The sequence below is a fragment of the Brevibacillus sp. FIR094 genome (assembly GCF_050477165.1).
Classification (GTDB): Bacteria; Bacillota; Bacilli; order Brevibacillales; family Brevibacillaceae; genus Brevibacillus.
Map to the genome: position 1 here is coordinate 17,309 of NZ_JBEAES010000040.1, position 13,460 is coordinate 30,768.

Below are 13,460 nucleotides of genomic sequence, written 5' to 3' on the forward strand. Positions count from 1 at the left end.
TGGGCTGGGCCGTCATGGCAATCAAGCTAATCAATATCGGTTTTGGCAACATCGTCAATGCCAACCGGATTATTTCAATTGTAAGTCCGGAGTCCGCTCCTATCAAACGGATCATCCAGGAAGCGCGCGATCGCAACATGCTTGTGGACGCTACCTATGGGAGACGTACACGTGCGGTCATTATTACAGACAGCGATCACGTGATTTTGTCAGCGGTACAGCCAGAAACAGTGGCACAGCGCTTGACTACCAAGGATGACGAATCGGACGAATAAAGTAGGAGTGTAAACAATGAGTATGGTTGATCGTGGTCTCCTTTTGGTTCTTTCTGGACCAGCTGGTGTGGGAAAAGGAACAGTATGCAAGGCACTTCGTGAAGTAATGCCTGATTTGGTGTATTCTGTTTCCGCTACCACACGCCAGCCGCGTCCTGGAGAGGTGGAAGGAGTTAATTACTTTTTTAAAAGCCAGGAAGAGTTCAAGCGGATGATTGAAGAAGATGCTCTTCTGGAATGGGCAGAATACGTAGGAAATTACTACGGAACACCTCGTCAGTTCGTGGACGATATGCTGAATGAGGGTCGAGATGTCATTCTTGAGATCGAAGTTCAGGGTGCTCTTCAAGTGAAAGAGAGCTTCCCGCAAGGTACATTCCTGTTCCTGGCTCCGCCTGATTTAAACGAACTGGAAAACCGGATCGTGGGACGTGGGACAGAATCACAAGAGATAATTCGCAAGCGCATGGAAGTCGCGCGTGCTGAAATCGAGCTCATGGACCACTACGATTATGTAGTCGTCAATGACGTCATCGAATCGGCTTGCGATCGAATTCAAGCGATTATTACAGCAGAGCATCTGAAAAAAGATCGTCAGGTTCACAAATATCGCAAATGGCTACAGGAGGTTGAATAGAATTATGTTGTATCCATCTATTGACGAATTGACCGAAAAAGCGGAGAGCAAGTACATCCTGGTGACAGTAGCATCCAAGCGTGCGCGTCAGCTTCGCGAAAACAGCGAAATTCAAGTGGTGAGACCAAAATCCAAAAAGTTTGTAGGTTTGGCACTGGAAGAGTTCATCTCCGACGAGCTCGTTCACGAGTTTTTGGACGGTCGCAAATAAGCAGTCACCTTTAAAAACAACCTCACGAGGTTGTTTTTTTCGGATTTCGGATAGGGGAGAAAGGAGAGAGTGCAGATGCATTCGCTTGCAGGAAAACGAATTGTTCTTGGGGTATCTGGCGGCATCGCTGCTTACAAGGCTGCTGCACTGACCAGCAAGCTGACACAGGCAGGTGCATTGGTGCATGTCATTTTGACAGAGGGCGCCTTGCAGTTTATTCAGCCTCTGACGTTTCAAGCCTTGTCTCACCTGCCTGTTTATACAGATACATTTACAGAGCCAGACCCGCATGTGATTAGTCATATTGAACTGGCTGATCGAGCTGATCTGGTATTGATCGCGCCAGCAACAGCCAACGTAATTGGCAAAATGGCGAATGGCATAGCGGATGATATGCTGACGACCACTGTATTGGCTACGAAAGCGCCTGTTATGGTCGCGCCTGCCATGAACGTCAATATGTACAATCACCCTGCGGTTATCGCAAATATGGACAAGCTTACGGCCTATGGTTATCGGTTTGTTGAACCGGGTGTCGGACTCTTGGCATGTGGCTGGATTGGCAAAGGACGTTTGGCGGAGCCAGAGGAAATCGTCGAAGCTGTGCGTCAATGGTTTGCTTCCGATGAGACTAGGCAAACGATCCGAGAAAAAGATTTGCAGGACAAGCACGTATTGATCACGGCGGGACCGACTCGTGAAAAAATTGATCCAGTTCGTTACATAACCAATCATGCTTCAGGAAAAATGGGCTACGCTATCGCGGAAGCGGCACGAGACAGAGGGGCGAAGGTCACACTGATCAGTGGGCCAACTTCCTTGGCACGTCCTGATGGAGTGGAATTCATCGAGGTGGAGTCGGTACAAGAAATGTTTGATGCCGTCATGGAGCAGTTGCCTCACTGTGACATCGTCGTCAAATCAGCAGCAGTGTCCGATTATCGACCGAAGCATGTATCTGAACATAAGATGAAAAAAGGTGATGGTCCACTCGAATTGGAGTTGGAGAAAGCGCCTGATATTTTAAAGACCATTGGTGAGCGGAAAACGAAGCAATTCGTCGTGGGCTTTGCAGCAGAAACCCAAAATGTGTTACAGCATGCCCAGTCCAAACTGGAGCGAAAAAATCTTGATATGATCGTAGCGAATAACGTATTGCTCGAGGGAGCAGGTATGGGGAGCGATACGAATATCGTGACCTTGCTAACCCGTGGCGGAGAGCAACTGGCGTTGGATAAATTGAGCAAGCGGGCTGTGGCAGACAGGCTGTTTGATGCTGTCCTTGCAGTACAAGAACATAAACCGCTCCGAGACCTGTCATGATTGCCCAAATTATCGTGGACGTTCCGGTCAACCGAACGAATCGACCTTTTGATTACCATGTTCCGCCTTGGTTGCGTCCACTGATTCGCATTGGCAGCCGTGTGGTTGTCCCATTTGGTCCCCGTCAACTGCAAGGCTATGTCATAGGGATTGTAGAGGAAGACGAAGCCATACCAGATCGTTCGCGACTAAAAGATGTCGTGCAGGTACAAGACGACACTCCTCCTCTTACGCCAGAGCTGCTAAAGATGAGCGAATGGATGTCCAAGCAATACTTGTGTCCGTGGGTAACGGCTGTACAGGCGATGCTTCCGGCTGTACTCAAAGGGAAGTCGGAGAAGTGGCTGACGGCGACAGACGCATTGGACGAAGAGGCATGCGGTAGATCGGGGCTTCTGTGGGAATTGTTCCGCAAACGGCAACTACCGCTAACAGAAGTGGAGAAACAATTTGCGGAGGAGTATTTGCTCGTTCCGGGGTGGATACAGAGTGGTCTGCTTGCGACGGAGTATCAAGTAAGGGACAAAATTACCCGCAAGCAGCAATCATTTGTCCGGAGTTTATTGGATGAGGGTAAGCTGGAAGAAGTGATAAGTTCGTTGCCAGCCCGAGCGGAGCAGATGCGCCGTGTTCTTCAACTGATGCTCATGCACAAGGAGCAGTCCTTATCTGTACAAATGCTGCGGGATGAATACGGAATTACGCGTTCTCCGCTAAAAAGCCTGGAATCAAAAGGCTGGATCGCGATCGAGCAAGTGGAGGTTTACCGGGACCCATACGCCAATCGACGTTTCCAGGAAAAGCAGAAACCTGTCTTTACCTCGGTACAGGAAGCGGCACTGACACCTATCTTGCAATCGATTGAATCGGGAACGTATACTTCTTTCTTGCTGCACGGTGTTACCGGAAGCGGTAAGACAGAAGTATATCTCGAAGCGATCGAACGTACGTTGGAAAAAGGGCGCGAGGCGATCTTTCTCGTTCCGGAAATTTCATTGACTCCGCAAATGGTGGAGCGATTCAAGGGCCGTTTTGGTGCAGACGTAGCTGTTTTGCACAGTGCGTTGTCACAAGGAGAGCGCTATGACGAGTGGCGTAAGATCATTCGCAATCAGGTCAAAGTGGTGGTAGGTGCACGATCTGCCATCTTTGCTCCGTTTCGGAATGTTGGTTTGATTGTGATCGATGAAGAGCATGAGAGCTCGTATAAACAAGAAGAGACCCCTCGCTATCATGCACGGGAAGTAGCTCTGTGGCGAGCGAAAGAGAATCAGGGTGTAGTTGTCATGGGAAGCGCGACTCCTGCCTTGGAGACGTATGCACTGGCTACCCGAGGCCGCTACGAGCTGTTACGTATGCCAGAGCGTGTCGGGAACCGTCCGATGCCGCAGGTACATGTCGTGGATATGCGAGAGGAGCTTCAGGCCCAGAATCGCTCGATGTTCAGCCGGAAGCTGCATGAGATGATTGCAGATCGATTGGCAAAAGAAGAACAGATGGTCATTTTCCTTAACCGAAGAGGCTTCTCTACCTTTGTCATGTGCCGATCCTGCGGCTATACGATGCGCTGCATTCATTGCGACATCTCGCTTACTTATCATAAAACGAATCATACGGCGCGCTGCCATTACTGTGGATACACCATTGCACAGCCTAAGCATTGTCCGGAGTGTCAGAGTGAGCATATCCGCTTTTTTGGTACCGGAACGCAAAAGGTGGAAGCGGAGTTGGCAAAACTTTTCCCTGGAATCCGGGTCATTCGAATGGATGTGGATACGACCTCGCGTAAAGGCTCTCACGAAGAGCTGCTCAACAAATTCCGCACAGGTCAAGGCGACGTTTTGCTCGGTACCCAGATGATTGCCAAGGGCCTTGATTTTCCACGAGTGACGCTGGCAGGAATCATTGCAGCGGATACTTCCTTGCATCTGCCTGACTTCCGTGCAGCGGAAAAGACATTTCAGCTCCTGACGCAGGTAGGTGGACGCGCAGGGCGGCATGAGCTGGACGGCGATGTCGTGATTCAGACGTATACGCCGGAGCACTATAGCATAATTCATGCGACCAAGCATGATTATCCCGCATTTTATCAGGATGAAATGATGCAGCGCAGACGAACAGGCTACCCGCCGTATTTCCGTCTCGTTTTAATTACGTTTAGCCACGAGGATGTACCTGTTGTTATCCGCGGTGCGCATACAATGGCTGACTATTTGCGGCAGCGTTTGGCACAGACAACGGTTCTCTTGGGCCCAGTTGCTTCGCCCATTGCAAGGGTGAAGGATAGATTTCGTTTTCAGATCATGCTAAAATATCGTGATGAACCGCAACTGTCAGACCTGCTCGCTCAGGCGACGGCTGCGTTTGAAGAATGGAACAAACAGCAGAAAGTGTTGATGACGATTGACGTCGACCCTTACGTACTGCTTTAGGGAGGATATGAAACACATGGCGATTCGCACAATTGTAAAACATCCAGATCAGATTTTGCGTGAAAAGGCAATGGTCGTAACCAAATTTAATTCCAACTTGCACAAGCTGCTTGATGATATGGCAGATACGATGTACGATGCAGACGGTGTAGGCTTGGCTGCTCCACAAGTGGGCATCTCCAAGCGTGTCATCGTGATGGATTGCGGTGATGGACTGATTGAAATGATCAATCCGGAAATCGTTGAGCATGAAGGGGAGCAATACGATTATCCAGAAGGCTGCCTGAGCATTCCTGGCTTGCAAGGAGACGTTCGTCGTCACAAGTGGATCAAGCTGCGCGGTCATGATCGTAACGGGAATGTGGTTGAGCTCGAGGCAGACGACCTGTTGTCCCGTTGCGCTCAACATGAGATCGATCATTTGAACGGTGTCCTCTTTATTGATGTGGCTGACAAGGTGTACAAAGTAAACCCGAACCAGGAAGGGGAATAAGCATTTGAAAGATGCGCGCATCCTGTTTATGGGAACACCTGACTTTGCTGTATCGAGTCTTACGGCTGTGCTCGAAGCAGGCTACAACGTGGTTGGAGTCGTAACAAAATCCGATCGTCCCGTTGGACGCAAGCAAGTATTGACGCCGCCCCCCGTGAAGGAGGCGGCTTTGCGTCATGGACTTTTGGTCTTGCAACCGGAGAAAATCAAGGTAGAAGAAGCCTTGGATGAAATATTAGCGCTCGAACCTGATCTGATCATTACTGCGGCGTACGGACAGATTTTGCCGAAGAAACTCCTCGATGCACCGAAATATGGCTGCATCAATGTGCACGCTTCTCTTTTGCCGAAATATCGTGGGGGTGCCCCGATTCATAAATCAATTGTCGAGGGAGAAGCGGAAACAGGCGTGACCATCATGTACATGGTGGAAGCTCTCGATGCAGGTGATATGCTGTCCAAGATAGTCGTTCCGATTGAGGAGCGCGATACCGTGGGAACCATGTTTGACAAATTGGCTGCGGCAGGCTCTGAGCTGTTGCTGGCTACCGTCCCACGCCTGTTGGCTGGTGAGCTCGTAGCAGAGCAACAGGATCATTCGGCAGCGACTTTTGCTCCGAATATTAAGCGTACAGACGAAAAAATTGACTGGAGCCGTTCTGCGGAACAGATTTACAACCAAGTCCGCGGCTTGAATCCGTGGCCTGTCGCATTTACTACATGTGAAGGCAAGATTTGGAAGCTGTGGTGGGTAGAAAAAATGCCTGCGTCGGGCGAAGGCAAAGAGCCGGGAACGATCATCGCCCGTGAGGAAGACGGTATCGTTGTCGCTTGCGGTAGCGGTGCAGTGAAAATAACCGAATTGCAGCCAGAAGGCAAAAAACGTATGAGTGCACTCGACTTTTTGCGTGGAGCGGGCAGCAACATTGAAATCGGCACAAAGGTAGGAGAATAGTCCGTGGCAAAAAAGGGAGCTCGCGATATCGCCCTCGATGTTTTGAACAGGGTAGAAGAACATAAGTCCTACAGCAATCTTGAGCTGCGCAATGTCTTGGATCGGGAAAATCTCAGTGCAGCAGATGCAGGACTGGTGACAGAGCTTGTGTACGGTACCATTCAGCGCAAGATGACGCTGGATCATGTTCTGTCCCATTTTGTCGGGAATAAAAAGGTCCAGACCTGGGTCCGTAACTTGTTGCGTCTCAGCTTGTATCAAATTCACTTTTTGGACCGTATTCCTGAGCGCGCTGCTGTACACCAGGCGGTTGAAATCGCTAAGAAACGCGGTCACCAAGGGATTGCTTCGATGGTCAATGGTGTTTTGCGCAATGTGTTGCGCCAGCCGGATGTGTGGGAGCGTCAACCAAATGGCGGACGTGCCTTGCAAATCGCCGTAGCCTATTCTCATCCAGAATGGCTAGTGCGTCAGTGGCTTACGGTTTATGGAGAAGAGACGACGATTGCGATTTGCGAAGCCAACAACAGAACGCCGCAGAGCTCTATCCGGGTCAATGCATGGAAAACGACGAAGGATCAAGTGCTGGACAAGTTGGCGGAAGAAGGGCTCGAAGGACAAGCGTCGTCTGTCAGTCCTCATGCTATTTTGATGGAAGGCGGACATGCAGCAGGAACTCGCTTGTTCAAGGAAGGCTTCTTCACGATCCAGGATGAGAGCTCCATGCTCGTAGCACCAGCTCTTGCTGCGCAACCAGGCATGCGTGTACTGGATGCTTGCGCGGCACCAGGTGGAAAAACAACGCACATAGCGGAAATGATGGAAAACCGTGGGCAAATCATTGCGAGTGACGTGCATCCGCACAAACGCGATCTGATTGCAAGTGCAGCGAAAAGACTCGGGATTACGATCATCGAGCCAATCGTTAGTGATGCGCTGGACCTACCTGAAAAAGCGCTGGGAGCTTTCGATCGAATCCTGCTCGATGCGCCATGCACCGGATTTGGCGTGATTCGTCGCAAGCCTGATCTGAAATGGAACAAAACGCCTGAAGATGTTCGTGCGATTGCTCAGCTACAGTACGAACTGCTCAAGACATTGGCACCGATGCTTGCTCAAGGCGGTGTTATGGTTTACAGCACATGTACGATCGAGCCAGCAGAAAACCAGGAGATTGTTCGCCGCTTTGTCGAAGAACACCCTGATTTCGTATTCGATGATACACTGGCACAAGACCTGCCTGAGGCTGTCAGAGGGCATGTCGATGAAACCGGAGCCTGCGTACAAATTTTGCCTCACCATTTCGAGAGTGATGGATTCTTTATCGCACGATTGAAACGAAGAGGATAAGGAAACAAACAAGGGGTGGCGCACCAACAGGTGGAAAATGCCACTCCTTTGCCTTTGTTTGCGAGCGCTCAGATTGGTTTACACTAGGAAAAGTGACGCATTTATAAATCTGGATGTCAAAACCGTTTGAAGCGAGACGCCCCACGAGGTACAATGATAGAATGGATTTAGGCAAGCAATGATTTTGAGGATGTGGAGATAGAATGCCGTTAATGACATTTACTGGCGCAAAGCCGCTTATTTACAGTTTGACACAAGATGAAATGAAGGAATGGCTGGTTAGTGCCGGCGACAAAGCATTTCGTGCGCAACAAATTTTTGACTGGCTATATGTAAAGCGCGTCACTTCTTTTGAAGAGATGAGCAATTTGTCCAAGGAGCTGCGCGAAAAGCTGGATGATACATTCCGCATCGGTCCACTCAAGGAAATCACGCATCAGGAGTCGCAGGATGGGACGATCAAGTTTTTGTTCCAGCTTGTCGATGGACATGCAATTGAGACGGTGATTATGCGTCATAACTACGGAAACAGCATTTGTGTTACGACACAGGTGGGCTGCCGTATCGGATGTACGTTTTGTGCATCTACTTTAGGTGGACTAAAGCGTAACCTGGATGCAGGTGAAATCGTCTCTCAAGTATTGACGGCACAACGCAGATTGGATGCGGAAGGTGAGCGTGTCAGTCACGTTGTCGTCATGGGGATCGGGGAACCTTTCGAGAACTTCGAGAGCTTGATGGCGTTCTTGTCCGTCATCAACGATAACCGTGGATTGAATATCGGTGCTCGTCACATTACGGTTTCCACCAGTGGAATTGTGCCGAAGATTTACGAGTTTGCCGAACAAGGCGGACAAGTGAACCTGGCGATTTCCCTGCACGCTCCAAACACGGAGCTGAGAAGCCAGCTGATGCCGATCAACCGCGGCTTCCCGCTTGCTAAGCTGATGGAAGCATGCCACCATTACATTAACAAGACAGGGCGCCGCATCAGTTTTGAGTACGGTCTGTTCGGCGGGAAAAACGATCAGCCCGAGCATGCAGAGGAACTGGCTGAACTCATTGGCGACATGCTTTGCCACGTGAATTTGATCCCAGTGAACTACGTACCAGAGCGTGATTATGTGCGCACGCCACGCGATGAGATTTTTCAGTTCAAACGCATTTTAGAGGACAAAGGAATTAATGTGACCATCAGACGCGAGCAAGGCAGTGACATTGCTGCTGCTTGCGGACAATTGAGGGCACAACACGCTAAAGAAACCGTGGGGTGATGCCATGGAAATCGCGATGAAATCCCATGTTGGCCGCGTTCGTCAGGTTAACGAGGACTATTATGCCTGTGTGACCGATTTAAACGGACGCGTGCTCGCCATTGTAGCAGATGGTATGGGTGGCCATCAGGCTGGTGATATCGCCAGTCGCCTTGCTGTTGAGCGAATAGTAAAAGAACTGCGTCACCTAGAAGGGGACCTCGAAGCAGAGGATGTGCGTGAGCAATTGATGAACGCCGTCCTGATTGCGAATAAAGAAGTCTATGAATATGCGCTTGAACATCCGGAGTGCAGTGGCATGGGCACAACCGTGGTTGCTGCCTTGTTCGACCAATCCTCCGTGATTACTGCGCATATTGGCGACAGCCGTCTGTATTTTTACACCCAAGACGGACTGGTCATGAAAACAGAAGACCATTCCCTTGTAAATGAGCTGCTGAAAAGTGGACAGATTACAGCCGAGGAGGCGTCTGTCCACCCTCATCGCAACGTCATTATGCGTTCGCTTGGGACTGAACCAGATGTGCTCATTGATCTTGGGCAGTTTGAATGGTCAGAGGGTGATATCGTCTTGATTTGCTCAGATGGACTGAGCAACAAGGTCAGTCATCCTTCCATAGAAGAAAATATGCAGAAACAGATATCGTTACAAGCGAAGGTGGACGGTTTGGTGCAGGAAGCACTGGATGCCGGTGGGGAAGATAACATAACGCTGGTTGCCGTACGAAATACGCTTGATGCCGGTCAGGAAGAGGGGTGAGAGAGATGGAAGGTCAACGACTGGGAGGACGATACCAAATAGAGTCCCGCGTCGGTGGGGGCGGTATGGCCATTGTATACAAGGCCAAAGATTTAATATTGAATCGTCCAGTGGCAGTCAAAGTGCTGCGTTCACAATTTGGTACGGACGAAGATTTCGTCAATCGTTTCCGACGTGAAGCGCAGGCGGTGGCGAGCTTATCTCACCCCAATGTGGTTGGGGTGTATGATGTCGGTCAGGAAGGCGATACCCATTACATGGTGATGGAGTACATAGAAGGCTATACGTTGAAAGAAGTCATCATTCAACGTGGTGCGCTGCCGGTAGAAGAGGCAGTGCGGATCGCCGAGCAAATTTGCGATGCACTCGATCATGCGCATCAAAACCAGATCATTCATCGAGATATCAAGCCGCATAACATTATGATTGGAAAAAATGGTCGGGTGAAGGTTACGGACTTCGGGATTGCACGAGCCGTTACTTCAGCAACGATCACGCATACGAATGCGATGCTTGGCTCTGTCCATTATTTTTCGCCAGAGCAGGCGCGTGGTGGGATTACCGGGGAAAAATCCGATATTTACTCACTGGGGATCGTCTTGTATGAGATGGTGACGGGTGAACTGCCGTTTTCCGGTGATTCGCCTATATCAGTGGCGCTCAAGCATTTGCAGGAGCCGCTTCCAGAGCCGCGCCAAGTCAATCCGGCTATCCCACAGAGTGTGGAAAATGTCATTTTGAAGGCGCTGGTAAAGGATCCGTTTCTCAGATACGCATCCGCGAGTGAAATGCTAGAAGATTTGGAGACGTGCCTGTTTCCAGAGCGATTAAACGAAGAAAAGCTGACGTTCCCGGTGGATGAAGAGATGACGCGTGTGGTGCCGATCATCACACCTGACATGCTCGATGGCCATACCAATGGAAAAACCGGAGGAGCGGGGCGTAGCCGCTATGAGCAGCGTGCAGAAGAAGAGGATGCCAAACCAGCCAAGAAAAAATGGTGGGTCAAAGCTCTGTTGTGGGTAGGCGGTATCGGACTGTTTTTCGTACTGGCATTCTTCGGATTTAACTTACTGTTGAATCTGTTCCCGTCCGTTCCAGAGGCACAGGTACCTCATGTGGAAGGAATAGAAGTGACGCTCGCTGAGAAGAAGATTCAGGATGCCAAACTTGCTGCCCGTATCGTTGAAGAAGCCAATGATACGATAGAAAAGGGAATGGTGATACGCCAAGACCCTGCACCGCCCATGCGGTTAAAGGAAAATTCCGTTGTGACCTTGTATGTAAGTAAAGGACAACAAGAGATCAACATGCCAAACCTGGTTACGTTGCCGCGAGCAACAGCAGAGGAAGCATTGAAAAGCAATGGCTTCAAACTGGAGAATGTCACTTTCGTAGAGGAAGAGGACGACAAGGCCGAGGTAGGTACGGTTATCAAGCAGTCGCCAGCGGCAAATGAAAAGGTGTTTCCGACCAAAACGAATGTGACGGTCACGATCAGTAAAGGAAAAGCCTTCGTGAAAATGCCGGATGTACGGAATTTATCGGTAGAAGCTGCACAAGTAGAATTGTATAAGAAAGGACTGGCTGTTGGGAAAATCACCGAAGTGCCTACTTATACGACCGACAAACCAGGTATTGTTCTCAGCACTCACCCTTACGATCCGGGAATGGATGTGCAAAAGGATGTAGCGGTTCCGCTTGAGGTCAGCAATGGCCAATATCCGCAGGATGCTAAGCTTGCAAACGTTCCGGTTTATGTAGAGGTTGTACCTGGTGAAACACTGGAAGTGAAAATTGAAGTGACAGATGCTCGTGGACAGGCAAAGGTTCTGCACACGGATACGATCACCGAAAATAAAGAGTACGATGTACCAATCGTCTTGGCGCCACAGAAGGACTCGGTAGTTAAAGTCTTTGTGAAACGATCGACTGATCAAGGCTTCAATGAATACCAGACGATTCCAGTTTCGTATAACAGCTTGCCATAGTGTAGTGGAGGGACATGAATGCCAGAAGGACGGATTGTGAAAGCGCTCAGCGGTTTCTATTATGTAGCCGACGAAGGGCGAATCTACAGTTGCCGTGCACGAGGGCTCTTCAAGAAAAAAGATGCAAAAGTAAATCCACTGGTTGGGGATTGGGTCGTCTACGATGCAATCAATGAGGAAGAAGGCTATATCATGGAGGTGGGGGAACGGACGAATGAGTTGGTTCGTCCGCCCGTTTCCAATGTAGATCAGGCAGTACTCGTCTTCTCGATGTACAAGCCGATGTTCAGTCCGTTGCTGTTGGACAAGTTCCTGACGCACACGGAGCGTGCAGGGATTGATTCCGTGATTGTGCTATCCAAAGCCGACCAAGTGTCGGAAGAAGAGGTAACCGAAATCGTGGAGAAGTATGAAGCGATCGGGTACCGCGTGATTCCGACCTCAACTGCGGATGGGCGCGGTGTGGAGGACGTACGTGAGATTTTGCGGGACCGTATTTCGGTTTTTGCAGGTCAGTCAGGTGTAGGAAAATCCTCCCTGATCAACATGCTGTTTCCTGGTGTCAGCTTGCAGACAGGAGATGTCAGCCAAAAGCTTGGACGCGGAAAGCATACAACGCGTCACGTCGAGCTGATTCCGCTTGCAGGCGGCGGCTATGTGGCAGACACACCGGGCTTCAGTTCACTGGAATTTATCGATTTCTCCGAGCTTGATTTGGCGGAATCCTTCCTGGACTTTGCTGATCGCAGCTCGGAATGCAAGTTCCGTGGCTGTCTTCACGTAAGCGAGCCAGCTTGTGCCGTGCAGGCCGCACTGGAGGCTGGTGAGATCAGTAAACAGCGCTACGAACACTACAAACAATTCCGCGAAGAGCTAAAAGAATACCAACGGAGGAACAAACCATGGTAAAAATCGCACCTTCTATCCTATCTGCTGATTTTGCTCGTCTGGGTGAAGAAATTCTCGATGTCGAGAAGGGAGGAGCAGACTGGATTCACGTGGATGTGATGGATGGACACTTCGTTCCAAACATTACGATCGGCCCTCTGATTGTGGAGGCGATTCGTCCAGTGACCAAGCTGCCTCTCGATGTACACTTGATGATTGAGGAACCAGATCGCTACATTCCGCAATTCGCGAAAAGTGGAGCAGATTGGATTACTGTTCATCAGGAAGCATGCCGTCATCTGCATCGCACGCTGCACTTGATCAAGGAGCAAGGTGTAAAAGCAGGAGTGGTATTGAACCCGGCTACACCGATTTCCACGATCGAGCCAGTCCTTGCTGATTTGGATATGGTTCTCCTCATGACAGTGAACCCTGGTTTTGGTGGACAAAAATTCATTCACAGCGTTGTGCCAAAGGTTGCCCAGTTGCGTCAAATGCTGAACGAGCGTGGCTTGGGGCATGTGGAAATCGAAATCGATGGCGGTGTCAATGCACAAACAGCGCGTTTGTGCGAGGAAGCAGGAGCGACTGTCCTCGTTGCAGGCAGCGCGGTATTCAATCAGGCAGATCGTGGTCAAGCGATCGCTGCGATTCGTGGACAGTAAGAATAATGCTTTGCAATGTAAGCTGACGACGATATGCAATCGGCGTCAGCTTTTTTGTGCTTTCCTCTGTGTATAGTTCGTTTGTAATCATCTGAATATTGTAACTAATTATGTGATAAATCAATTAATAATAAATATAAAAGTATAATTATAGTTCATACTACAAATAGAATAAAATCGTATTACTCCCGCTATAATAAGGATTT

Annotated in this window: 13 protein-coding genes; all 13 read left to right on the forward strand. The window is 49.7% G+C overall.

Annotation, left to right across the window (positions count from 1 at the left end):
• The first annotated feature begins 14 nt into the window (after nucleotides 1-14).
• On the forward strand, nucleotides 15-275 hold the full coding sequence (gene remA / locus ACQ5DJ_RS25550; protein ID WP_015891999.1) for an extracellular matrix/biofilm regulator RemA: 261 nt from the start codon (nucleotides 15-17) through the stop codon (nucleotides 273-275).
• A gap of 16 nt (nucleotides 276-291) precedes the next feature.
• On the forward strand, nucleotides 292-912 hold the full coding sequence (gene gmk, locus ACQ5DJ_RS25555) for a guanylate kinase (RefSeq protein ID WP_173604713.1): 621 nt from the start codon (nucleotides 292-294) through the stop codon (nucleotides 910-912).
• A 4-nt stretch (nucleotides 913-916) separates the two neighbouring features.
• Nucleotides 917-1,123: a DNA-directed RNA polymerase subunit omega gene (gene rpoZ / locus ACQ5DJ_RS25560; RefSeq protein ID WP_016742004.1), complete on the forward strand. Its 207-nt coding sequence runs from the start codon at nucleotides 917-919 to the stop codon at nucleotides 1,121-1,123.
• A gap of 75 nt (nucleotides 1,124-1,198) precedes the next feature.
• The gene (gene coaBC, locus ACQ5DJ_RS25565) at nucleotides 1,199-2,446 is read left to right on the forward strand and encodes a bifunctional phosphopantothenoylcysteine decarboxylase/phosphopantothenate--cysteine ligase CoaBC (RefSeq protein ID WP_429844886.1); all 1,248 of its coding nucleotides are present in this window, start codon (nucleotides 1,199-1,201) and stop codon (nucleotides 2,444-2,446) included.
• Nucleotides 2,443-4,878 carry a primosomal protein N' gene (gene priA / locus ACQ5DJ_RS25570; RefSeq protein ID WP_429844887.1) on the forward strand — a complete coding sequence of 812 codons (2,436 nt, stop codon included), beginning with the start codon at nucleotides 2,443-2,445 and terminating at the stop codon, nucleotides 4,876-4,878. Before coaBC ends, priA begins: the two co-directional genes overlap by 4 nt.
• A gap of 16 nt (nucleotides 4,879-4,894) precedes the next feature.
• Nucleotides 4,895-5,371: a peptide deformylase gene (gene def, locus ACQ5DJ_RS25575; protein ID WP_376900156.1), complete on the forward strand. Its 477-nt coding sequence runs from the start codon at nucleotides 4,895-4,897 to the stop codon at nucleotides 5,369-5,371.
• Between the two features lie 4 nt (nucleotides 5,372-5,375).
• Nucleotides 5,376-6,326: a methionyl-tRNA formyltransferase gene (gene fmt / locus ACQ5DJ_RS25580; RefSeq protein WP_429844888.1), complete on the forward strand. Its 951-nt coding sequence runs from the start codon at nucleotides 5,376-5,378 to the stop codon at nucleotides 6,324-6,326.
• Nucleotides 6,327-6,329: 3 nt separating this feature from the next.
• Nucleotides 6,330-7,676 carry a 16S rRNA (cytosine(967)-C(5))-methyltransferase RsmB gene (rsmB, locus tag ACQ5DJ_RS25585; protein WP_429844889.1) on the forward strand — a complete coding sequence of 449 codons (1,347 nt, stop codon included), beginning with the start codon at nucleotides 6,330-6,332 and terminating at the stop codon, nucleotides 7,674-7,676.
• Nucleotides 7,677-7,879: 203 nt separating this feature from the next.
• The gene (gene rlmN / locus ACQ5DJ_RS25590) at nucleotides 7,880-8,950 is read left to right on the forward strand and encodes a 23S rRNA (adenine(2503)-C(2))-methyltransferase RlmN (protein ID WP_429844890.1); all 1,071 of its coding nucleotides are present in this window, start codon (nucleotides 7,880-7,882) and stop codon (nucleotides 8,948-8,950) included.
• Nucleotides 8,951-8,954: 4 nt separating this feature from the next.
• Entirely contained in the window at nucleotides 8,955-9,710 is a 756-nt protein-coding gene (locus tag ACQ5DJ_RS25595; protein WP_429844891.1) for a Stp1/IreP family PP2C-type Ser/Thr phosphatase, read from the forward strand.
• 5 nt (nucleotides 9,711-9,715) lie between these two features.
• Nucleotides 9,716-11,701, forward strand: a complete 1,986-nt coding sequence (gene pknB, locus ACQ5DJ_RS25600) for a Stk1 family PASTA domain-containing Ser/Thr kinase (RefSeq protein WP_429844892.1) — start codon at nucleotides 9,716-9,718, stop codon at nucleotides 11,699-11,701.
• Nucleotides 11,702-11,719: 18 nt separating this feature from the next.
• Complete coding sequence (rsgA, locus tag ACQ5DJ_RS25605; protein ID WP_429844893.1) at nucleotides 11,720-12,610, forward strand: ribosome small subunit-dependent GTPase A; 891 nt, start codon at nucleotides 11,720-11,722, stop codon at nucleotides 12,608-12,610.
• A complete protein-coding gene (gene rpe, locus ACQ5DJ_RS25610; protein ID WP_106653322.1) occupies nucleotides 12,604-13,254 on the forward strand; it encodes a ribulose-phosphate 3-epimerase in 651 nt (216 codons plus the stop codon). The genes rsgA and rpe overlap by 7 nt, the downstream gene beginning before the upstream one ends.
• Nucleotides 13,255-13,460: the final 206 nt, after the last annotated feature.